Below are 21947 nucleotides of genomic sequence, written 5' to 3'. Positions count from 1 at the left end.
ATCGGATATCGTGCATCGATAAAAGGAGGGTAAAATTATGTTTTTTTGGGACCCCACAATGGTTCTCTTAATTCCGGCGATAGTGCTTTCAATATACGCTCAATTCAAAGTTTCCTCGACTTACAAACGTTTTTCCAGAATTCGTTCGCAATCAGGACTAACGGGAGCACAAACAGCACGAGCTCTTTTGAACAGTAACGGACTATACGATGTACGTGTGGAGCCGATACAAGGACGGCTCTCCGACCATTACGATCCGCGTTCAAGGGTTATTAGATTAAGTGAAGACGTTTTTCAGGGCAGCTCTTTGTCTTCCGTGGCTGTAGCTGCCCATGAAACGGGGCATGCCCTTCAACATGCTTATGGGTATGTTCCTTTGACACTAAGGACGTCCTTTGTTCCTCTTGCCAGTTTCGGCAGCGGAGCCGGGCCGATAATGATCATGATCGGTTTTTTCTTCCAGAGTTTTAGCTGGCTTCTGGATTTAGGGATTTTATTTTTTGCCTTTGCTGTGCTATTTCAGATTATCACTCTGCCGGTGGAATTTAATGCCAGCAATAGAGCCCTGGCTATTTTACAGGACGGAAATATGCTTGCCGGTGAGGAAGTCCGCGGGGCACGCTCTGTGCTGAACGCTGCGGCTTTAACTTATGTAGCCGCGACCTTAGTTGCCGTGCTTGAGTTAGCCAGGCTGATCCTGATTTCGCGGAGCATGAGTGATGACTAAAGAAACCGCACGAGGGATGGCGGTCCGAATTCTGACGCGTGCCGAGGTCGAAGGGGCTTACGTGAATCTCTTACTCCAGAAAAATCTTGCGAAGTTGGCTGATTCCAGAGATCGCCGATTTGTGACATTCTTAGTGAATGGTACGCTCAAACATCGTTTAACCCTGGATTACGCACTGCGAATGCATTTAAGTAAGCCCATGTCGTCACTACCCCATGAAGTCCGAGCTATTCTGCGTATCGGCGCTTTTCAATTGCTTTATGTCGATAATGTACCCCCCGCTGTTGCGGTCAATGAAAGTGTGGAATTAGCCAAATCATTCCCCAAATTCACGGGCTTGGTAAACGGCGTCTTGCGTAAGGTTATGAATAAGGCGTGGGATTTTCCTTGGCCGGATGCAAAACGTGAAACGGCGCGCTATCTTTCAGTGCGCTATTCTCACCCCGAATGGATGATTCAGCACTGGCTGAAACGCTGGGGCAGGGAGGAAACGGAGGCCTTATGCCAAGCCAACAATGAGTCGGCTCCAACTTGGATCCGCACGAATACGCTCAAGATCTCACGTGAAGATTTAAGGGCTCGTCTCATCCGGGAAGGAATTACAGTCGACCCCGGAATCCGGATTCCGGAAAGCATAAGGATCCAACATTTTGGCGCCGTAGATCGGCTGGAGAGTTTTCGGCAGGGACTATTTATGGTTCAGGATGAAAGCTCCCAACTTGTAGCCCATGTGGTAGACCCCAAACCAGGCCAACGGGTCTTGGACACCTGTAGCGCCCCTGGCGGAAAAACCACGCACTTGGCTCAGCTGATGCAGAACGAGGGAGAAATCATGGCCTTTGATATCCATGAGCAAAAGCTTGAACTGATCAATCAGTCAGCCCAAAGACTGGGAATAACGATAATCAAACCTCAATTTGGAGATGCCCGGGATTTACCCGGCGTAAAACCCGGTTCGTACCAGCGCGTCTTAGTTGATGCTCCTTGTTCCGGATTGGGCGTCCTGCGCCGGAGAGCAGATCTGCGTTGGCGGAAAGAAGAGCAAGATCTTAAGGATTTACCCCTCCTGCAACTGACCATCCTGGAACGGGCTGCGTCTTGTGTTGAAGTGGGGGGAGATATAATCTACTCGACCTGTACAATCGAACCGGAAGAGAATTTTGATCTGGTAAAGACGTTTCGCTCAGCGCATCCGGAATTTGAGGCTGTTAACCTGGCGGATGATTTGCCCTTTACCCTTGAGGATCCGCGAGATATTCAACAAGCACGTAAAGGAATGCTTCAGCTTTTACCCCACCGCCATAACATGGACGGGTTTTTCATAGCAAAATTTCGTCGCAGGTAAGTTTAACCGGCATGGATTGGGTGAATAATAAATACTATGGATATTAGAGAGCTGCGCGGGTGTTCAGAAGATGAATTAATAGAAATTTGTAAGGAAATTAGTTTAAAACGGTTTCGGGCAAGCCAATTGTTCCAATGGGTACAACAGAAAGCTGTGCGCACCTGGGAGGAAATGAAAAACATTGGGGGGCGTGATCGGCAAACTTTGTGTTCTCGCCTGAGTTTTTATCCTTTGGAGAAGGTTCGGGAACAACGTTCCAAGGACGGCACGCGTAAGTATCTATTCCGCCTGAACGACGGTGAAACGATTGAGTGTGTTTTGATGGATTATGCGCGGACCGGTTCGCGGGATCGCCATACAGTTTGTGTCTCCACTCAAGTCGGATGCGCGGTGGGGTGCGCATTTTGTGCTACAGGGTTGGAAGGGTTTCGAAGAAACCTCAGTGTCGCTGAAATAGTGGGTCAGGTGTTGGATATTACCTATTATGTTCGTCGGGAAGATCCGGATTTTCTGGTGACCAACATTGTCTTTATGGGTATGGGGGAACCCCTGCTCAATTATGACCAGGTTCTCCAGGCAATCCTCCTGTTGAATCATAGACAGGGGCAAAATATTGGTATGCGGCGGATGACGATTTCAACCTGTGGGGTCGTGCCCCGGATTATTCAACTGGCTAAAGATAACCCCCAGGTGGGTCTTGCCGTATCTCTGCATACTGCACGGGATGAAGTGAGAAATGATTTGATCCCGATGAATCGTCGTTATCCGCTGGGCCGGCTTATGGCGGCCTGCCGGGAATATACACAAATCACACATCGCCGGATTACTTTCGAGGTGGCCTTGACGGCTGGGAACGTGAAACAGGAGGAAGCTGAGGCCCTTGCCAGATTGCTGAAAGGACAGTTTGGACATGTAAATTTGATTCCGGTTAACCCTGTGGCAGGAACTGGAATGGAGCGTCCCGATCCGGAGCTCATGAGAAGGTTTGCCCGGGTGTTAGAAGATGCCGGGATTTCTGTTTCTTCACGTGAGGAACGGGGGGCGGAGATTGACGCAGCTTGTGGTCAACTTCGCCAACAGTGGGAGGGTGAGTTAAAATGAGCATTTTGGCCCGATTTGAAGGGATGGCTGAATTTCTCTTTACCGGAGCTTTTAAAAAAGGTGCAGGTCGGCTTCAACCGGTGGAAATCGCCAAAGAACTTGTGAAGGCGATGCTTAAAAATAAGCAGGTCAGCATTTCCCAGGTTTACGTACCGAATATCTACCGGGTTTATCTTCATTCCAGTGATTGGGGGCCGATAGCTAGTTTCGGAGATGTGTTTCTCATTGAACTCTCAAAGTATTTATTTGCGGAGGCGGAACGAAACGGCTATACGTTTTTAACGAAACCGGCTATTGAGTTGCATGCGGATGAGACGGTGGAACCCCGGGAGATGGTTGTTGAAGTTGATTTTGATGACTCGATTGACGTGGACTGGGGAGAGGAGGAAAATGGAAATTATGCATCTAATGCATCAAATTGGCGCGAAAGTACAACTTTCTTCAGGGAAAGTGTCAAGACAAACTTACCGCTTGAGGACAGGCCAGGAAGGAATCCGGACTACTTTCTCGAAATAATAGAAGGACCCGATAAAGGTCAGAAAGTTTCGCTGCAGGATGCAGACGTTGTCATTGGTCGTCATGGACAATGCGATCTGGTACTCCATGACCCTGAAGTTTCCAGGCGGCATATGAAGCTTGCTTCAGGGGAGAACGGTTGGTGGTTGGATGATTTGGGAAGTACAAACGGTTCTTTTGTCAACGGCCAAAGAATAACGCATCAGACGGCAGCTCCCGGTGACCGTATTCAAATTGGACAAAGTGTTCTGGTTATCCAGAAGTCTCTTTAAAATCAGAGGTCAGAGGCCGGAGGTCAGATATTAGGAGGCCAGGGGTTTAGAGGTCGGACATCTGGCTCCCGACCTCCGACCGACCCCGACTCTGGTTCCGACTTCTGGCCTCTGACCTCTGATTTCTGAATTAGGAGGGTTTTATGCAATTTTTTCTAGTCCTTGGACGGTTGGCTTTAGTCGTTCTGATCTATCTTTTTATCTTTAGAATTTTTACAGCACTTTTAGCAGATCTACAAATTAAGGGGATTTTTCAACGTTCTATTAATGAATATGGACGGTTAGAAGTCCTCACAGGAGCAGAAGCACTTTCCAAAGGGAGGATTTTTCGGGTTGATGCCAAAGGATTACGCTTGGGGCGTGGCAAGCACAATGATATCGTTTTACCGGATCATTTTGCTTCCATTGACCATGCTGTTTTTAGGTTGCATAAAGGACAGACCATTGTGGAAGACCTGGGAAGTACGAATGGAACCTGGGTCAATGGAGAGCAAATTCATTCTCCAGTCCAAATGGTTCCTGGGGACTATGTGAAAATTGGAAGTATTACCTTCCAATACTCGAGGTGGCAAAATGAGAGTTCTAAGCTTTAGTGAAAAAGGGTGTATCCGTAAAAACAATGAGGATTCTTTTTTGGTGTTACCCGCGCAAGGGCTTTATGCAGTGGCCGATGGGATGGGGGGGCACCGAGCAGGAGAAGTAGCCTCTTCAATCGCCTTGCAGGAATTGGAGAAATTGGTTCCCCGCTTGGATGAGCTTGAGGGGCGGATCCTGGAAAGGGGGTTGACTGAGGCCTTTATGCAGGCAAATCGAGTCGTCAATCAATCCTCAGCCACGGAACCGGAAAATGCGGGGATGGGAACGACTCTGACAGTTTTGCTGGTGTGCAGAAGGACAGCTGTTATTGCTCATGTTGGCGACAGCCGGGCGTATTTATGGCGAGATGAGGCGTTGACTTCCTTGACTGTAGACCATTCGTTGGTCGGGGAACTTGTACGGTTAGGGCAGATTACCCCTGAGGAAGCGGAAAAACACCCCCAACGGCACGTGCTAATGCGTGCATTGGGCACAGAACAAAAGATCGAGGTGGATTGTAAGAGTATAAGTCTCCAGACCGGAGATGTATTTCTTTTATGCACGGACGGTTTTTCCAATGTGATCAGTGATCGGGAACTTGCGAAAGAGTTCCTCGAACCCGGCTCTTGGGAAGGACGGTTTGAAAAATTACGAAAACTTACCTTAGAACGGGGTGCCCCGGATAATTTCACAGCCTTGTGCTGTATATTGGAGTAAGCTGATGATTCAACGTTTAACCACGCGCATGATTATTTTAGGAATGATGTGGCTTGGACTAAGCTTGCTGAAATGGGAAAACTTGAGTATCCAAATCCTTTGGCAAGGTATAATTTTTACGGCCATAGTCCTTCTGGGGTGCCTGATGGAACAAATTCTCCATTATCAAGGTGATCCCTTCATTTTACCGGTTGTCCAGGCAATAATGGCTATAGGGCTTGTGTTTGTAGTGCGAATTAACCCAAATGTTGCCTTGCACCAATTCTGGTGGGCGAACATCGGGCAGGTACTTTTCTACGTAGTTTTATGGGCGATGCACGATTATCGCAAGTTAGGAAGGTTTAGATATCTCTGGGGGCTTTTAGCGGTGGTCTCGTTATTGGTGACCCTACTGTTTGGTTCTGAGGAAGGCGGTGCAACAAGCTCATTCAAGCTTATGGGAATCGGGATTCAACCGGAGGAATTTGTCAAACTGGCCTTGCTTTTATTCATGGCTTCATATTTGGAAGAGAATGAGGAATTGTTGCGTGTTGGGACGGTGCAGTGGGGAAAATTCTCTTTACCGGATTGGCGGACCCTGGGGCCATTTATGATTATGGGTGCTTTCGTCTTGGGGATCTTAGCCGCTCAAAAAAGTTTAGGAACAGCCTTGGTGTTTTATATGCTCTTTGTACTTATGCTTTATGTTGTGACAGAGCGGGCTCTTTATTTAGGAATATCTCTGCCAATTCTCCTCCTGACCGGCAGTCTGGCTTATATGCTCTTTAGGCATGTGCGTGTCAGAGTGGAGGTATGGCTGAATCCCTGGCTGGATCCCACAGGAGGGGGGTACCAAATTGCCCAATCTTTGTTTGCGATAAGTGGCGGAAAATTATTAGGAACTGGGTTAGGCAATGGCATAGGGGCATCGACCGTACCAGTGGCCATTAGTGATTTTATTTTTTCCGTGATTGCGGAAGAACTGGGGTTTGCCGGAGCAATGGCCGTACTGGTACTCTTTCTGATTGTTGTCATGAGGGCCTTTGCGGTAAGCCTTAGGGCAATAGACCGGTTTGGGCAGATTTTAGCAGCCGGGATAGGAATATTACTTGGGACAGAAACGTTAATTATCCTCGCTGGGGTCACGAAATTACTTCCCTTGACAGGCATACCACTTCCCTGGGTAAGTTATGGCGGAAGTTCGCTTATAGTTCACTTTATCTTGTTAGGGGTGCTGCTGAATGTCTCCAACGCTACAGCGGTAGGTACCCACAGCACCAGGAATAAAGGAAGGGAGTACGCAACATAATGCGAGGGGTACGTCGGGTAGCGCTTGGAATGGCCTTAAGTTTTTTTGTCTTAAGTCTGGGGTTAGCCTATTGGCAGGTTATTCAGGCGGATACGCTGCTAAAAGATAAAGCCAATCGTCGCTTAATACTGATGGAAAGCCGTGTGACGAGGGGAGGAATTTTTGATCGTAACGGCGAAATAATAGCTCAAACTCAGACTTCCAATGGAAAGAAGGTTCGGGTGTATCCGAAGGGGGAAATGTTTGAGCCACTGCTCGGATATTCGACACTAAAACTTGCCTCCTCTGGTCTCGAAGGGAATCTGGCTGATTGGTTATTAGGAATTAAGAAGGTATCGCCCACGCAAGCGGTTCAAAAGCTCTTTGCACTTCCCCGCCAAGGGGATGATGTGGTACTTACCTTGGATTCACGTTTACAGAGCATAGCCTATAATGCCCTCAAAGGAAAAATGGGGGCTGTAGCAGCCCTCGATCCACGGACCGGAGAAGTATTGGCCTTGGTGAGCCAACCCAGCTTTAATCCCACAAACCTTGAAGAGAACTGGACTGATATTATTAGCCGCGAAAAGGATCGCCCGCTTGAACAACGATATTTTTCCCTTTTCCCACCGGGATCGACCATGAAGGTTGTTACATCGGCTGCAATCTTACGGAGTGGGATCAATATTACTGATCTGTATGAGTGCAAAGGATCGGCAGTCATTAACGGACAAATCATTTCAGAACAAAACGATAAGATACATGGCTGGGTTAACTATAATATGGCTTTAGCAAATTCCTGCAACACGTACTTTGCGACGTTTGGGGTACAGGCAGGGGAAAAGAACTTTTTGGCAGCTGCCAAAGGATTTGGGTTTGGGCAGAAAATCCCTTTTGAACTTAATATACCAACGAGCTCGATTACTAAAGCGACCGTAATTCCCACGAAGTTAACGACAAATCTTTTAGCTGCCAGTACATTCGGGCAAGGAGAAGTTCTGGTCACACCCTTTCATATGGCGTTAATTACGGCCGGGATTGCCAACCATGGGGTTATCATGACACCACAGCTTGTGGAACGTGTCCTTGACCCCGCCCAAAATATTAAATTTGAACAAAAACCGCAGCCCTGGTTGACCGCGCTTACTAAGGAGGAAGCGGCTAAGATCACGAGCGGCATGGTTACTGCAGTGACTGATGGGACGGCTGCTCCGGGGGCATTGTCAAATGTTCAAGTTGCGGCCAAGACGGGTTCAGCAGAACCCGGAGGAAATGTCCAGACGCATGCTTGGTATATTGCTTTTGCGCCGGCTGAGGCCCCACGGATCGCGGTAGCTGTGATTGTGGAAAATGGCGGAACCGGAGGAGGGGCAGCCGCTCCGATCGCAAGCCAAATCATACAGGAAGCCTTGAGCCAGAAAGTAGGTGACAAATAGTGAGTAAAATCTTTGGGGGACGATATGAGGTCTTGGAGCGAATCGGTGACGGTGGAATGGCAATTGTTTATAAGGCCAAGGATCTTCTGCTTAACCGTGTAGTGACGATCAAGGTGCTCAGGGAGCAGTTTACTACAGACGAAGACTTTATTCGCCGTTTTCGGAGGGAAGCCCAATCTGCAGCGAGTTTGTCCCATCCCAACATTGTGTCAATTTATGATGTGGGTAAAGAAGGGGATACTGAGTATATTGTCATGGAGTACGTGGAAGGTCGTAATCTCAAAGAAATCATCCGCGAGTATGCGCCACTGTCTACAGATCAATCGATTAACCTTGGGCGGCAAATTACAGAGGCTATCCAAAATGCCCACGAGCATCATATTATTCATAGGGATATTAAACCGCACAATATCCTGGTAACGGCGGACGGACATGCTAAGGTCACGGACTTTGGGATTGCCCGGGCCGTATCTTCGGCAACAGTAACCCATACTGGAGATATCGTGGGTTCGGTTCACTACTTGTCGCCCGAACAGGCTAAAGGGCTGCAAAGCAACGAGCAATCAGACATTTATTCATTAGGGATCGTTCTCTACGAATTGGTGACCGGTAAAGTTCCTTATGAAGGAGAAACCCCCATTACCGTTGTGCTAAAGCATCTCCAGGAACAACCCGTATTGCCGAGTAAAATAAATCCTCTGATCAATCAGGAATTCGAAGCTGTGATCATGCGGGCGATCGCTAAGTCGCCTGAACAACGCTACATATCGGCAAAAGATCTTTTAGCAGATCTGAACCACATTCAGGCCGGTGAGCCGATTAATAGGGCGGTAATCTCTCTTCCTGTCGACTCGGAAGCAACCCAGACTCACCAGGGAATGGGCAGGATTTTAGCACCAATCCAGATAAAAAGTTCTTCGATTGAGGGGGAATCCTCCCCGGAGAAGGCGGAGAATAATAAACGCAGACGCCGGATAGTGGGAGGACTTGTACTTCTCTTACTCTTACTCTCCTTAGTTGGAGGGCTGGCATTAAAGAACTTTCTAACTGTAGGAGAAACAAAGGTGCCTGATGTTATCGGGAAAACGGTGCCTGATGCAGGACAATTAGTGGAACAGGCTAAACTAACTCTTGACCCGATTGTCATTAAAGAGTTCAATGATACAATCGAGAAAGATCTCATCACCGATCAGGAACCGAAAGCTGGAACATCCGTAAAAATTAACAGGGCCATTAAAGTCACGGTCAGCAAAGGCCCGGAGATGGCAAAGTTTCCAGATGTAACGACAGGACAGATGTCTAAAGAAAATGCCGAAATCCAAATTCAGAATGCGGGATTCGATATTAAAAACATAACCTACGTCCCCCAACCCAGTGCGACTGTCGCCAAAGGTCATATAATTGCACAGAGTGTTATGCCAACTGCTAGTTGGCCGAAAAGCGGAAAAATACTATTGACCATAAGTGAGGGACCTCAGTTTGTCACGATTAATATGCCGAATGTGATTGGCAAGACATCCACAGAGGCGAAAAAAGCGCTTGAAGATAATAAACTGGTTGTGCACATAGAAAACGAGGATTCTACTACTTTTCCTAGAGATGTGGTTATGAGAACGACACCCAAACCCGGAGACTCCGTTCAGCAGGGGGCTGAAGTTACGATGTTTGTTTCGTTTGGACCTGGGCCACTGGCCATGACAGAGGCCAGAGATCAGAGGCCAGAGGCCTGAAGTCAAACAGAAGTCAGAGGTCGTAGTCGAACGCACTAATTGGGGCTTTGGCGGTGCTACTAACCTCGAACGTCCTGTTCGAGTTATGACCAGCGCTTGGCACCATCATTAGTGGTATGGATGGCTGCCGATAACAGAGGTCAGAAGCCAGAGGTCAGAGGTCGGAAGCCAGAGTTGGTTTTGGAAGTGGAGAAGTATATGATCGAAGGAGTCTTGCTCAAAGGTTACGGCGGATTTTATTATGTCTATGCGGAGGATCGAGTATGGGAATGTTCCCTGCGCGGTCGCTTTCGTGTTCAAGATCAAGACTTTTTGCCGGGAGATCGGGTAAAAATTTTACCGGATGAGGATGGTAAGGCGACGATTGAGGCTGTTGAGCCACGGCGAAACGTTTTGACCCGTCCGACGATTGCCAATGTGGACCAGGCCCTTTTGGTCTTTGCCTTAACTTCCCCAAAGCCGGATCTTAACCTCTTGGATCGCTTGTTGATACAGGTTACAAACGCGGATATTAAACCCATCTTGGTTTTTACCAAATTAGATAAATTCAGTGAAGCTGCTTTAACCGAAGATTCTGAGGAAACTTCAATCACGGATGATTACCGCAAAATAGGATACACCGTGTTTGAAGTTTCCAATGAAACGGGTCAGGGAATTGAGAAGGTAGGCGCCCGGTTAAAGGAGAAAATCAGTGTACTTGCCGGACCTTCCGGTGCTGGGAAATCCAGTCTCTTCAATGCCTTATCTCACGGAAAGAAACTAAAGACAAGGGAATTAAGCCTTAAATCCAAGCGTGGCCGCCATACCACGCGGCATGTTGAACTGATGGTCTGTGCCGGGGGGCTTGTCGCAGATACCCCGGGATTTTCCTCCCTCTTTTTACCGAATCTGAAACGCGTCGAGTTAGCAGAGCTTTTTCCGGAATTTGCCGAGCGTCGCCGCCAGTGTCGCTTTAACAGTTGCATCCATGATAAAGAACCGAATTGTGCGATTAAAGAAGCCCTGGAAAACGGAGAAATTTCTCCTTTTCGATATGAACACTACTTAACATTCTTGCAAGAGGTAATTGAAGCGGAGAGGAGATATTAAAATGATTCAAATTGCCCCTTCCATTCTATCCGCCGATTTCTCCCGACTGGGAGAACAGGTGCGTTTGGTTGAGGATGCCGGCGCGGAAATTTTACATATTGATGTGATGGACGGACACTTCGTCCCGAATCTTACCTTTGGACCGGCTTTGGTTAAATCCCTAAGGGCTCATTCCAGGATGCGCTTTGATGTTCACCTGATGATCGAAGCGCCGGAGCTTTTTATTGCAGATTTTGCTGCGGCTGGGGCAGAACATGTCACCTTTCATTTAGAGGCCACAGACCATGCCCACCGTGTGATTCAATTGATCAAAGAACAGGGGATGACGGCGGGAATTGCCCTCAATCCTGCCACCCCGTTGGATGGTCTTAAGTACATTTTACAAGACTTGGATATGGTGCTCTTGATGACGGTCAACCCTGGATTTGGGGGACAAAAATTTATAACGAACGTTATCCCCAAGATTCAGGTTCTCCATCGCCATCTTCAACAAACCGGGTCCTCTTGTCTAATTGAAGTGGACGGAGGAATTAATCTGGAAACGGTACCTGTGGCTGTTAACGCAGGAGCTGATATTCTGGTGGCCGGGGCTGCTGTTTTTTCCCACCCTGATCCTCATCAAGCAGTAGAAAAACTTCGTCAAGCGGCGCATTCCATGATAAACGAGTCATGAAAATTGCAGTATTGGCAAACGGAGCTTGGGATGTAGAATGGGGGAGTCAGGTCCTCAAAGAGGTCGATTTTTTGATATGTGCGGATGGAGGCGCGAACCATGCCGTCCTTTCTAAACGTCTGCCTAATCTTCTAATCGGGGATTTGGATTCGATTACCCCAGAGAATTTAAAGCAATGTGAAAATGCAGGCTGCGTCATGAAACGATTTCCCCGCGCAAAGGATGAGACGGATCTTGAATTGGCACTTATATATGCTGAAGATCAAGCCCGTCTTGTTCGTGAACAGGATATTTGGCTCTATGGGGCGACCGGAAAACGAATCGATCATTTTATGGGTAATATAGCCCTGATGCTCGCCTACGCCCGGAAAGGATACCGGATTCGCTTAGGCGATCCTGAACATGAGATCTGGATCCTGCAAAGCCGCGAATGTATCAGGCGGTCACTTGGACAGAAAATTTCCTTGATCCCCTTGTCCGAGAGAGCAGTAGTTACAACAGAAGGACTGCATTACCCTCTCACACAGGGAGAGTTATGGCAGGATTCCCCGCGCGGCATCAGTAATGTGTTTCTTGGCGAGGAGGCCGTGATTGAAGTGCACGAAGGATGGGTTATGGTGGTGTTATTTGCACGCCAAACCCACAGCACTGCCGCTATTACAAGGGTCTCAGAAAAAACAACGGTGAAAGGAAAAACAATAGTTAGGTAATATTTCATTTCCTAGCTGTGATGGTGGAACTTTTAGGGGTGTCGCCAACATTTCCGACAAAACCCTCGCTAAGGATACTACTAGAAGTAAATTATAGTTAATCACGGACCACCCGTTAAACGGGTGGTCCGTGATTCGGGCGCGGCCACTACTTATACTTGAGATATAACGTATTGATCGCATCGAAGGTAATATCCTCCGATTTGTATTTTATTCCGTCAATGTCCACAATATCATTTACAATAACAAAAAGGCTGATTGAGCTGCTGCTGTCAATGTAAAACGAAACTAAAAGGCAACGTGCTTGTGTGGGTGCTTGTGAGGTGCATTTGATAAAAGAGGTTTTGGTGAATAAGCTCTCAATTTGCTTTATGATTTCTGGGTCTTTGATATTGATAGTACTGTTGCTATCGCTGCTGACTGGATCACAAATACCAATACATTTTGTATTTTCAAGCTTTAATGAAATTTTATCTTTATCCTTGGAAAGCATATTTCCCCCTTCGTTTGATGAATTATGACTCCCGCATGCTGATAAGATTATCACAAGTATAATTGATAAAAGAATACCCCATAAAACCCTGTATCTTTCTGGTTGAATCACTTACACTCCCCTTTTCAATGTCTCCAGAAGGTTTTGGTACGTAAATAGTATGGACAGTCATTAATGGGGTGACGATATAAGCCAGCAGCGCCCCATTTAGAAGTAACTGTAATATTGGAGCCGCTTACAGATGTAACGTTTCCGGAATGCGCTCCGGTATAATATACCTTGTCACCGGCCCCGGGGTTTGTTACTTGGTGATAATATCCATAAGTCATATAATAAGCTGGATCCTCCATCCACCACGTATTGCCAGTCGAGGATAAATACCAGGCATATGAATGACAGTTGTAGTTGTAAGTGGCAGTGCCAAGTCTTGTTGCTGTAGGATATGCCGCATCATAGTAATTATTTATAGCCGTTTTTTGAGAAGATGTCAAATCTTGCCGCCTGCAGACCAAAATCGGGTGAATAGACTGTGGAGGATACACATAGCCATAGTATAAGATATCTCCGGGAGCTGCCGCCATTACCGTTGTTTTTTCCATTACAAGGGACGACGTCTGAAGCTTATCAGATACTTGTTGTGAAAGTGCCACTACGGCATCTTTTTCATCCAGACTCAGCATATCGGATACTTTCGGATAGGTCAACAGAGACTCAATAAACATCTTTTGAATGATTTCGGCATCACTGATATTGTTCTTTGTTTCATCGGCCATCATTTTTTCTATGGTATTCTTGTAAATAGTTTGAAGCTTTTCCGCCAAGTCTGGTCTCTGCAAAAGAACCGCAGCGCCGTTAAACTCCAAAGAAAGGCTTTCAAACCCTTGTGTTGTATTGTCATAAGCATAAATATCAATCATGAATGGATAGTCAAGTACTATCTTTAACAGCGTCGCCGTATCCATTTTTTCTGCTGTACTTAGCGGGATATTCAGCATTTCCTTCAGATGCACAGATGAATAGTTTTTCCATTCCTTTGATTTTGGAGTCATCGAAAATTCGAAAGAATTCTGTGAATCAAAGATGTCTTTTTTATCAATGCTTATATCGTCGACCAAACTGGTGGAAACACGTGTAGCGTCTTCTGCAAATACTGCAGTTGTTCCGACACTTAATACCATCGCAATAACAAGAATACACGCCAATAGTCTTTTTTCATTAAATCTACCTCCACTTTCATTTTATTATATAAAACTATTTGTTCTACCATGGGTTATTATAATATATATTTTCCATAAATTACTAGCATTACCTTTATATTGTATATATCCTGTGGTTTTATGACAAATATCGCGTTTCATTTAAAAATTTGGTTACCAATTATCCATTTTTCGTGACAAGAAGCCACTGCTTTTTAGGCAATGGCTTCTTTGACTTTTTCAGTGGCCTCAATTTTACTGGTTTTTCGGGCATTTTTTGATGTATTGAGGTTAATGAGAAGAACCGCCCACAAATATTCAAAGCTCCCCTCATGTATAATTATGTTATTACCAGGCATAATAAGTTTATTAGTCCCTTACCCAAAAACTAACGAACCTTGCTGCATCCAGAATAAGGGAGTGAACTATTGAAAGAAGATAAACTTTTAATTGCAGGAGTAATAGGGGCTTTATCAACTATACCAGCTGAGATTGTCACAAGAATATTATTAATTTTTGGGATTGGTAAGTATACTATTTATCAGCTTGACAGTTTAATTTTCACTATTAATAGGCCTACAACGATTCTAGGCCTAATTGTTTGTTTGATAGTTGGAGGGACTAGTGCTATTTTATTATATTTGGCATTTGAAAGACTTGGTTCAGATAACTTAGTTATTAAAAGCGTTATGTTCGGTGTATTATTATGTATATTCTTACAAATAATACTTAAAACTGTTGAGGGTATATTTATAGATATAAGACCTATAAGTGATTATTATACTCATTTGTTTGGCGCTGTAATTTTCGGGATAACAGAAGGTATACTATTTAAGAGGTTTTTATTTAATAAAACTACTCAATAAAGGAACAATATTGCACCTTAAAGTGGGGAGTAATTTCAATAATTATTGTAAATTCTCAAGTGAACTCGTTCAACTATAGTTGAACATCGCGGTGGGGAGTCTACCCCCACCGAAGCAGAACTTGTAAGAAGTGGGAGTCTTACGATTGGATAAAATGGGGTTGTAACAAACGGAAAACAAGTTTTGTTACAGCCCCTGTTTTTTGCATAAGTATAGTTTTCAACTGTGCATTGGCTTTGCTACTTGTAATGGGAGTGGAATGATGCTTGGAAGGATAGCCCCACTGGGTTGCTGTTAGGATGACAGATACGATTGAAGAAGCTCGGAGGCGGCATGGGATGTCGGGAAATGAAAAAAGCCCGACATAATATCGGGCTTTTGATTCATTAGCTAGCGCGCTGAACTTTTCCGGAACGTAAGCATCTGGTGCAAACTTTGATTCGGGTGGGAGTACCGTTCACAATTGCACGAACACTTTGCAAGTTTGGTTTCCAAGTTCGTTTAGTCCGTATATGAGAGTGGCTGACTTGAAATCCAGAGACTACTCCTTTGGCGCATATTGCACATACATTAGCCATGCTCTAAAACCTCCTTTGCAACCGAAATGACACTTACTTATATTATCAAAAGTCTTATGGTTTGGCAAGGTGTTCCACGCGATTTTTCGGGGCAAACACATCTTAACAGACTGCCAATATCCATACGAAGTGTATAATATAGAAAAATTTACGAAAGAGCTCCGAAAAGACCAATTGGAAATTTAGCTGAAGAGGGAGTTTCTTTGAACATTATTCAATTTCTTGGTAGAATAGTATCAATGCAGACGATGATGGAAGGAGCGGATCCTACTTGGGAAAAGAAATTATTAATAGTTTAGGTAAAATTGTTATTTCTGAAGAAGTCATATCCACGATAGCCGGTGCTACCGCTGTTGAGTGTTACGGTTTAGTGGGCATGGCCTCACGCAAAATTACAGATGGATTTGTTGAATTACTAGGACGAGAAAATTTAGCTCGTGGCGTGGTTGTTTCCATTAAAGACAATGAAGTGGTTATCGATCTCTTTATCATTGTCGGGTACGGTGTGAAGATTTCTGAAGTTGCAGCCAGTGTTATGGAACGCGTCCGTTATACTACCGAGAAGCTTACGGGATTAAACGTGTCCCAAGTGAATGTGAACGTTCAGGGAGTTCGCGTTTTAGAGTAGTGCATGAGATTAGGGGGATACGGTTTTGGGACCAACGGCTAAGACAATAAGTGTGGTAAGCGGACAACTTTGGAAACAAATGATGGTTGCAGGGGCGAAGGCCTTGGAACTAAAGAAACATGAGGTTGATGCCTTGAACGTTTTTCCTGTGCCGGATGGTGATACGGGCACGAACATGTTTTTAACGATTCAATCTGCAGTGCGGGATTCCGAAAAAGTAACCGGCCAGGCGATCAGTGAAGTGGCGGAAGCTGCTTCGATGGGGTCCTTAATGGGTGCCCGCGGAAATTCCGGGGTCATTCTCTCCCAGCTTCTACGCGGGATTGCTAAAGGGTTTGAAGGGTTGCCAACCGCAAATCCCCTGCAAGTGGCTCAGGCTTTGCAAGTAGGGGTGGAAACGGCATATAAAGCGGTTATGAAACCAGTCGAGGGTACAATCTTGACGGTTTCGAAAGAAACAGCGAAGGCCGCGTTAATCATGGCAAAGGGGGGAGGCTCATTGCTCGATACCCTTCAAGAAGCTCATGATACGGGCTTGAAATGCTTAGCAAAAACACCGGATATATTGCCGGTGTTAAAACATGCGGGGGTGGTTGATGCCGGAGGACAGGGGTTCCTCATTATTTTAAGCGGCTGGATTGCTGTGTTAGCGGGGGAAACGACCGCTTCAGATAACCTTTCCGAAGCGGTGAAAAAGACAGCTTCGAGCGTTCAAGAAGCGGAAGATTTACAACGGGAATTTATGCGGATTGAAAATCTCGATTATCCCTATTGCACTGAATTTCTGGTTAAGGGAACTGATTTGCGTGTTGAACGGATACGACAGGATTTGAAGGATCGTGGGGATAGCTTACTGGTAGTTGGAACACCCGAAGTGGTAAAGATTCATGTACACGTTAGAAATCCGGGAAGAATTTTAGAATATGCCATACAGTGGGGTTCTCTCCACCAAGTTCAAATTCATAACATGCTCGATCAAAACGAAAGCATGGCCCATGCGATGAAGGACGCACCAAACAAAACAGTAATTGCGGAAACAAACACTCTCAGCGGAACTCAATCTTGGAAAGATTTTGGGGTGGTTGCAGTAGTGATGGGGCAAGGTATTGAGGATGTCTTTAAAAGCTTGGGTGTCGATGAAGTTGTGTATGGCGGTCAAACTATGAATCCGAGCACGGAAGACCTTGTTGAGGCGGTGTGTAAGATTTTGGCACGTCACGTCTACATTCTACCGAATAATGGGAATATCATTATGGCTGCTCGTCAAGTTAGTGATCTTGTCCCAGATCGTAGAGTTTATGTAATTCCGAGCAAATCGATTCCCCAAGGGATTTCCGCTCTACTGAATTTTGATCCTGAAGGAGAAGCAGGGACTAATACCCAAAATATGGAATCGGCGCTAGGTAATGTTCGTTCCGGAGAAGTGACTTATGCAGTTCGTGATTCCCAGTATGAGACGATAAATATCTTGGCTGGAGATATTATCGGGTTAGTAGAAGATACGATTGTCACTTCGGGCCAAACGTTATTTAAAGCAGCACAGACAACGTTGGAAAAAATGGATTGGAAAACGCATGATTTGGTTACCATATTCTATGGCGAAGAAACAAAACCAGAAGAGGTTAAAGGTCTTGAAAATTGGCTTCAGGAAGAAAATCCAAACGTTGAAGTGGAGGTTCATCCTGGTAGGCAACCGCTCTACTATTATATTTTTGGTGTGGAATAGCTTACCCTCCAGAATTTTCCGGAGGCTTTTTTACGATAGCATGAACTGGTTAATGGAACCGTTGGAATGGGAGTGAAAACATCATGCGGGCCTACGAAGATTGGATTATTGAGGCTGATTTACTATGAAAGGTACTCAAGCGCAACTTGTTTTGAATAATTTCCAACGAGCACTTTTGGCGGAAGAAAAACAGGGGTTTACGAATACTGGAGTGTTGGGTGGATTTCATGCCTTTTTGAGAGGAATTCTCCCTCGACTGGAACAGTTATTTCCGGTCCATGACATGGATTTGCTTAAGGATATGGCTCAGCAATATCCCACCTGGAGCCCACGGCGACGCAGGGAAGCCTTTGCGAAACTTCGTCGCTTCCTGCAGGAAATTACGCTGGAAGCTCAAGAGAACCCGGCGGAAGATGAGACATTATATGTGGCTGGGAAACACCAAGTGCCGGATAATGGGGAAGTACAGGAAGAACATAGAACACAGAAAACACAAGAAGATAACAAAGAATTACATAAGCCTGTTCGTACAAGTAACAGTCAAGAAATTTTCCTGGAAAAAAGGGCTTTGAAGGGGTCAAATTTGGTTTCTGGGCATACAAAGCCGCTTCAATACTTAAAAGGGGTCGGACCAGAAAGAGCTAAGCAACTTGAAAGACTGGGGATCCATAATGTACTGGATTTACTGCAATATTTTCCTCGCCGCTATGAAGATCGTCGCAAGCAAACGATTGCGGAGTTGAAAGAAGATGAAATGGCAACGCTTGCGGGGAAAGTGGTAGCAGGAACTATAACGAGCGGCAAGATGAAAGTGGTTAAGCTGAGTATTGACCAGGAAGGGTGCTTGTTCCAGGCCACATGGTTTAACCAAATTCATATTCTCAAACAATATCCTGCAGGAACACAAGTTGTTGTAACAGGAAAAGTTCGCTGGAAACAACGGGTGCCGGAAGTACTGGCGACTGATATTGAAAAGGTCGAGGCGAGTGCTCCGGAGAATGCCCCTGACCTGGGTTCGCCAACGATTTTGCCGGTTTATTCAGAAACGGCACGCTTATCCTCCAAAGTAATCCGGAGTTTAATTCAAAGCGTCCTGGCTCAAGTTGATACAGGTTTTCGAGAGATACTACCCCGAGAAGATCGGCAGGAATGGATGGAGCGATCCCTCGCTTATCGGGAAATTCATTTTCCGGAGAATTATCCAAGCTTAGCCCAAGCAAGGGATCGTCTGGTTTGGGAAGAGATTCTCTTTTTGCAATTAGCGGTCGCGGGACTACGCCGGGGCATGGAGCGGCTTGGAAGTCCTCCTTTAACGGGCGGAGAGGAACTGATCCAGGTTTTTTACAACTCGTTGCCTTTTCAATTGACCGCAGCTCAACACAGAGTGATCCAGGAGATATTCCAAGATCTGACTAGACCGCAAGGAATGGCTCGCCTGGTCCAAGGGGATGTCGGTTCCGGCAAAACGGCGGTTGCAATAGCGGCGCTCCTGCGTGTGGTAGGCTCAGGGTATCAGGGGGCAATGATGGCGCCGACAGAAGTTTTAGCAGTACAACATTTTCAATCGCTTGAGAAAGTGTTCACCCCCCTGGGAGTTTCGGTTGTATGTTTACTGGGTAGTCAGAGCAAAAGTGTACGGGAGGAAGCATTGGCGAGGATTGCTAATGGGGAGGCACAAGTTGTTGTAGGAACACATGCCCTTATTCAGGAAAGCGTGGTATTTAAAGCGTTAGGCCTGGCGGTTACCGATGAACAGCATCGCTTTGGTGTACGACAGCGCTCGCTTCTTCAACTTAAAGGGGAAAGTCCTCACGTCTTGGTCCTCAGCGCGACGCCGATTCCACGGACCTTAGCCTTGACACTCTACGGAGATTTGCAACTCTCGGTGCTTGATGAGATGCCGGTTGGACGAAAGCCTATTATAACCCGTCAATTGGCTGAACGTGCCCGCCCTAAAATGGAAAAATTTCTGGAGGAGCAAATCAAGCTTGGAAGACAGATTTTTGTTGTTTGCCCTTTGGTGGAAGAATCGGAAACACTGGACCTCATTTCGGCAACGCAGCGGGTTGCAGACCTCCAAGTCAGGTTCCCGAACCGTCGCGTCGTCCTCCTGCACGGTAGAATGAAGGGAGCGGAAAAAGAAACGATTATGACAGCGTTTCATGCGGGTGAGATTGATATTTTGGTTGCCACGACTGTGGTTGAAGTCGGGGTCAATGTCCCGAATGCTTCGGTAATGGTGATCGAATCGGCTGAACGGTTCGGTCTCGCTCAATTGCATCAACTTAGAGGAAGGGTTGGCCGGGGCGGAGAACAGGCTTACTGTTTTTTATTGTCAGGGAATATGAATAGTCGACGTTTAGACATTCTCTGTCAAACGGAGGATGGGTTTAAGATTGCCGAAGAAGATCTGCGTTTGCGCGGCACCGGGGAACTATTGGGGACACGGCAGCACGGTTTGGCTGAATTGCGTCTTGCGGATCTCTCACGGGACGGTCATCTGGTTGAGAAAGCCTACCAGATGGCCCAGAAAGCACTGCAAGACCCGGAAAAGTATGATTTGCTTTTCCGGGAAGTGCGGAGGATGTTTCCACCGGAGAAGATTGGGGTGCATTAGGTGGACGAGTCCCGATGCGATTCAAAACGATTTATCACTTGCACTCTGTAATGACCGGATTGATTCCGGTCTTATTTTTTATGGTTTTGTCTAGTTGATGGAGGGTTCTGTTTTTTGTGCAATTTGCCTCTTGTCTTTTCCAATTTCCCAATACCTAATATGCTTCTATATCCTGCTTATAGCCAAAGGAAAAGACGTCCGGTCAGACGTCTTTTCCTTTGGAATTATGTAGGAGCGTTAGAGATCTAACTAATGTCATTTCTGTTAATTCCAGTTGTCCAGTTCACTACTTCATAATCATAACGGAACTTGCTTTAATAAGGGCACTGACATCGTCTCCGACTTTAAGATTCATTGAATCTGCCGACCCGGTAGTAATCGAAGCTACTACAACTGTTTGAGCGCTTCCTTCTATGATTACTTCAGTTGATACCGGGCCTTTCTTAATGTCCTTAATCTTCCCCTTGAGCTGATTTCTTGTCGATAGTTGCATATATGCTACCCCCATTTAAGAATTTCTTACAACGATAGTATTGACATTATAAAGAGATGTTTATACGTGCACATAACATATTTAGGTCTTATGTCCTGGACCTGAAGTAAATATTCTTAAATGATTAGTGGTGATTAATTGTAAATGAAATTCAAATTCGCCACCGGTCCAGATACTATTATCTTCCTGATAAACTTAAACTTTAGAACAGTATTAATCCAAACCAATTAAAATAGATATAAACCATTCTAAATCAATTTAGACCAGGCTAAACATATTGACAGAGATGATTATCTACTTTAAACTAAATATTAGTCTTTATTTTTTTACCAATGACTTCCTAACTCTCGAGCTGGGGTTCAATGCCATATCACATGTTATTTTTAGGACTATAGGAGGGGTTCTTGCAACTCTACTAATTCAGCGTCAAAAGCCTAGGCTCTTGAATTGGGCTAACCATAGTTTCGGGGACAGACCATGACTGACCATAATATTGATAGCGATGCCGACAATAACAGGATAATTTGGTAAGAGATATTTTGCTCAGGTAATATCTAAGATTTCCTGCTGATTAATTTTGATTGCATATACGATTAGGGAGGTAATTGATAATGGTCAAGAAAATTGCGACTATGATGGTAACTTTGTTGCTTGCTTTAATGATACCCTCCATGGCCTGGGCCACCAATGTAAGTTTACACTTGAGCAGCAGTACAGCAAACCCTGGAGATACTATAACCGCCTCAGGAACCAATGATCCCAACGTTTGGATTAGTATCAAAGTTCTTGATTCAGAGCAAAGCATAGTTTTTTTCGACTCTGTGAAAACGAACGCAAACGGGAATTATACTATGGATATTCAAGTACCTCAATCCAGCGGGCCTCTAACCATAGTAGCAGGTTCCGGCACTAACGTAGCAAGCAAGGTCTTGACCTTTGGCACAGCGCCGCAGCCCGGAACAACAGGAACAACGACAACTCCAACAACTCCAACAACCCAACACTAGTCAAGGAATATCTAATCTCAAAAAAAACCAAGATGCTTTAGCAGCTTTAACCAAAGCCACGACTGAACAGGTACAGAATGCTCAACTGCCGACTGATGTTCCTGCAGTGGCTCCAGCGGATACAAAGGCAATTACCTTGACAACAAAGGATGGTGTCCAATTGGTTGTGCCAGCCGGTGCTGTT

At 45.6% G+C, this 21947-nt stretch carries 21 protein-coding genes; 17 read left to right on the top strand and 4 right to left on the bottom strand.

Features of this window, described 5'->3' with window-relative positions; translation table 11 throughout:
- The first annotated feature begins 37 nt into the window (after nucleotides 1-37).
- The 12 genes from AC6I5A_RS02160 to AC6I5A_RS02105 all read left to right on the top strand — a co-directional run bounded on the left by AC6I5A_RS02160 (nucleotide 38) and on the right by AC6I5A_RS02105 (nucleotide 12159).
- Nucleotides 38-727, top strand: coding sequence for a zinc metallopeptidase (locus AC6I5A_RS02160; RefSeq protein WP_034611222.1), 690 nt, complete (start codon nucleotides 38-40; stop codon nucleotides 725-727).
- A complete protein-coding gene (gene rsmB / locus AC6I5A_RS02155; protein ID WP_034611220.1) occupies nucleotides 720-2072 on the top strand; it encodes a 16S rRNA (cytosine(967)-C(5))-methyltransferase RsmB in 1353 nt (450 codons plus the stop codon). Before AC6I5A_RS02160 ends, rsmB begins: the two co-directional genes overlap by 8 nt.
- A gap of 27 nt (nucleotides 2073-2099) precedes the next feature.
- Nucleotides 2100-3173: a dual-specificity RNA methyltransferase RlmN gene (gene rlmN / locus AC6I5A_RS02150; protein ID WP_034611218.1), complete on the top strand. Its 1074-nt coding sequence runs from the start codon at nucleotides 2100-2102 to the stop codon at nucleotides 3171-3173.
- Complete coding sequence (locus AC6I5A_RS02145) at nucleotides 3170-3961, top strand: FhaA domain-containing protein (RefSeq protein ID WP_034611215.1); 792 nt, start codon at nucleotides 3170-3172, stop codon at nucleotides 3959-3961. Before rlmN ends, AC6I5A_RS02145 begins: the two co-directional genes overlap by 4 nt.
- Before the next feature lie 143 nt (nucleotides 3962-4104).
- A complete protein-coding gene (locus tag AC6I5A_RS02140) occupies nucleotides 4105-4554 on the top strand; it encodes an FHA domain-containing protein (RefSeq protein ID WP_034611212.1) in 450 nt (149 codons plus the stop codon).
- Nucleotides 4535-5254, top strand: coding sequence for a Stp1/IreP family PP2C-type Ser/Thr phosphatase (locus AC6I5A_RS02135; RefSeq protein ID WP_034611210.1), 720 nt, complete (start codon nucleotides 4535-4537; stop codon nucleotides 5252-5254). The genes AC6I5A_RS02140 and AC6I5A_RS02135 overlap by 20 nt, the downstream gene beginning before the upstream one ends.
- A 4-nt stretch (nucleotides 5255-5258) precedes the next feature.
- Nucleotides 5259-6542 carry an FtsW/RodA/SpoVE family cell cycle protein gene (locus tag AC6I5A_RS02130; protein ID WP_034611208.1) on the top strand — a complete coding sequence of 428 codons (1284 nt, stop codon included), beginning with the start codon at nucleotides 5259-5261 and terminating at the stop codon, nucleotides 6540-6542.
- Complete coding sequence (locus tag AC6I5A_RS02125) at nucleotides 6542-7957, top strand: peptidoglycan D,D-transpeptidase FtsI family protein (RefSeq protein WP_034611206.1); 1416 nt, start codon at nucleotides 6542-6544, stop codon at nucleotides 7955-7957. Before AC6I5A_RS02130 ends, AC6I5A_RS02125 begins: the two co-directional genes overlap by 1 nt.
- Nucleotides 7957-9687, top strand: a complete 1731-nt coding sequence (pknB, locus tag AC6I5A_RS02120) for a Stk1 family PASTA domain-containing Ser/Thr kinase (protein WP_034611203.1) — start codon at nucleotides 7957-7959, stop codon at nucleotides 9685-9687. The genes AC6I5A_RS02125 and pknB overlap by 1 nt, the downstream gene beginning before the upstream one ends.
- 198 nt (nucleotides 9688-9885) lie before the next feature.
- Nucleotides 9886-10776 carry a ribosome small subunit-dependent GTPase A gene (rsgA, locus tag AC6I5A_RS02115; RefSeq protein WP_034611296.1) on the top strand — a complete coding sequence of 297 codons (891 nt, stop codon included), beginning with the start codon at nucleotides 9886-9888 and terminating at the stop codon, nucleotides 10774-10776.
- 1 nt (nucleotide 10777) lies between these two features.
- Nucleotides 10778-11449 (top strand): ribulose-phosphate 3-epimerase, encoded by a 672-nt coding sequence (gene rpe, locus AC6I5A_RS02110; RefSeq protein ID WP_034611200.1) that lies wholly within the window; start codon nucleotides 10778-10780, stop codon nucleotides 11447-11449.
- Entirely contained in the window at nucleotides 11446-12159 is a 714-nt protein-coding gene (locus tag AC6I5A_RS02105) for a thiamine diphosphokinase (protein ID WP_497900432.1), read from the top strand. The genes rpe and AC6I5A_RS02105 overlap by 4 nt, the downstream gene beginning before the upstream one ends.
- Before the next feature lie 148 nt (nucleotides 12160-12307).
- Here the strand turns inward: AC6I5A_RS02105 and AC6I5A_RS02100 are convergent, their stop codons facing one another.
- On the bottom strand, nucleotides 12308-12763 hold the full coding sequence (locus AC6I5A_RS02100; RefSeq protein ID WP_034611196.1) for a hypothetical protein: 456 nt from the start codon (nucleotides 12761-12763) through the stop codon (nucleotides 12308-12310).
- Between the two features lie 14 nt (nucleotides 12764-12777).
- Nucleotides 12778-13854, bottom strand: a complete 1077-nt coding sequence (locus AC6I5A_RS02095) for a hypothetical protein (protein WP_034611194.1) — start codon at nucleotides 13852-13854, stop codon at nucleotides 12778-12780.
- A gap of 422 nt (nucleotides 13855-14276) precedes the next feature.
- Between AC6I5A_RS02095 and AC6I5A_RS02090 the strand changes: the two genes are divergently transcribed.
- A complete protein-coding gene (locus AC6I5A_RS02090) occupies nucleotides 14277-14714 on the top strand; it encodes a hypothetical protein (protein WP_034611192.1) in 438 nt (145 codons plus the stop codon).
- 386 nt (nucleotides 14715-15100) lie between these two features.
- Here AC6I5A_RS02090 and rpmB read toward each other — a convergent pair whose 3' ends face one another.
- On the bottom strand, nucleotides 15101-15292 hold the full coding sequence (rpmB, locus tag AC6I5A_RS02085) for a 50S ribosomal protein L28 (RefSeq protein ID WP_497900431.1): 192 nt from the start codon (nucleotides 15290-15292) through the stop codon (nucleotides 15101-15103).
- Nucleotides 15293-15563: 271 nt separating this feature from the next.
- Here rpmB and AC6I5A_RS02080 point away from each other — a divergent pair, with 271 nt between their 5' ends.
- From AC6I5A_RS02080 to recG, 3 genes are all read left to right on the top strand, one after another.
- Nucleotides 15564-15920 carry an Asp23/Gls24 family envelope stress response protein gene (locus AC6I5A_RS02080; RefSeq protein ID WP_034611190.1) on the top strand — a complete coding sequence of 119 codons (357 nt, stop codon included), beginning with the start codon at nucleotides 15564-15566 and terminating at the stop codon, nucleotides 15918-15920.
- A 79-nt stretch (nucleotides 15921-15999) separates the two neighbouring features.
- Nucleotides 16000-17646: a DAK2 domain-containing protein gene (locus tag AC6I5A_RS02075; RefSeq protein ID WP_052167836.1), complete on the top strand. Its 1647-nt coding sequence runs from the start codon at nucleotides 16000-16002 to the stop codon at nucleotides 17644-17646.
- 124 nt (nucleotides 17647-17770) lie between these two features.
- On the top strand, nucleotides 17771-20263 hold the full coding sequence (recG, locus tag AC6I5A_RS02070; protein ID WP_034611185.1) for an ATP-dependent DNA helicase RecG: 2493 nt from the start codon (nucleotides 17771-17773) through the stop codon (nucleotides 20261-20263).
- Nucleotides 20264-20549: 286 nt separating this feature from the next.
- On the opposite strand, the gene AC6I5A_RS02065 is transcribed toward recG, so the two are convergent.
- Nucleotides 20550-20756: a TOBE domain-containing protein gene (locus AC6I5A_RS02065; protein ID WP_034611182.1), complete on the bottom strand. Its 207-nt coding sequence runs from the start codon at nucleotides 20754-20756 to the stop codon at nucleotides 20550-20552.
- Between the two features lie 611 nt (nucleotides 20757-21367).
- On the opposite strand from AC6I5A_RS02065, the gene AC6I5A_RS02060 reads away from it, so the two are divergent.
- A complete protein-coding gene (locus tag AC6I5A_RS02060; protein ID WP_034611181.1) occupies nucleotides 21368-21763 on the top strand; it encodes a hypothetical protein in 396 nt (131 codons plus the stop codon).
- Nucleotides 21764-21947: the final 184 nt, after the last annotated feature.

This window comes from Desulfosporosinus sp. Tol-M2 (assembly GCF_059735615.1).
The sequence above is the reverse complement of the archived record's forward strand: the minus strand, read 5'-3'. Positions and strand labels throughout refer to the sequence as shown.

Coding starts and splice junctions, on each gene's coding strand:
- AC6I5A_RS02060 (WP_034611181.1), top strand. CDS start 21,368: ATGGTCAAGAAAATTGCGACTATGATGGTAACTTTGTTGCTTGCTTTA.
- AC6I5A_RS02075 (WP_052167836.1), top strand. CDS start 16,000: ATGATGGTTGCAGGGGCGAAGGCCTTGGAACTAAAGAAACATGAGGTT.
- rpe (WP_034611200.1), top strand. CDS start 10,778: ATGATTCAAATTGCCCCTTCCATTCTATCCGCCGATTTCTCCCGACTG.
- AC6I5A_RS02125 (WP_034611206.1), top strand. CDS start 6,542: ATGCGAGGGGTACGTCGGGTAGCGCTTGGAATGGCCTTAAGTTTTTTT.
- rsgA (WP_034611296.1), top strand. CDS start 9,886: ATGATCGAAGGAGTCTTGCTCAAAGGTTACGGCGGATTTTATTATGTC.
- AC6I5A_RS02145 (WP_034611215.1), top strand. CDS start 3,170: ATGAGCATTTTGGCCCGATTTGAAGGGATGGCTGAATTTCTCTTTACC.
- rpmB (WP_497900431.1), bottom strand. CDS start 15,292: ATGGCTAATGTATGTGCAATATGCGCCAAAGGAGTAGTCTCTGGATTT.
- recG (WP_034611185.1), top strand. CDS start 17,771: ATGAAAGGTACTCAAGCGCAACTTGTTTTGAATAATTTCCAACGAGCA.
- AC6I5A_RS02130 (WP_034611208.1), top strand. CDS start 5,259: ATGATTCAACGTTTAACCACGCGCATGATTATTTTAGGAATGATGTGG.
- AC6I5A_RS02065 (WP_034611182.1), bottom strand. CDS start 20,756: ATGCAACTATCGACAAGAAATCAGCTCAAGGGGAAGATTAAGGACATT.
- AC6I5A_RS02135 (WP_034611210.1), top strand. CDS start 4,535: ATGAGAGTTCTAAGCTTTAGTGAAAAAGGGTGTATCCGTAAAAACAAT.
- rsmB (WP_034611220.1), top strand. CDS start 720: ATGACTAAAGAAACCGCACGAGGGATGGCGGTCCGAATTCTGACGCGT.
- AC6I5A_RS02140 (WP_034611212.1), top strand. CDS start 4,105: ATGCAATTTTTTCTAGTCCTTGGACGGTTGGCTTTAGTCGTTCTGATC.
- AC6I5A_RS02160 (WP_034611222.1), top strand. CDS start 38: ATGTTTTTTTGGGACCCCACAATGGTTCTCTTAATTCCGGCGATAGTG.
- AC6I5A_RS02105 (WP_497900432.1), top strand. CDS start 11,446: ATGAAAATTGCAGTATTGGCAAACGGAGCTTGGGATGTAGAATGGGGG.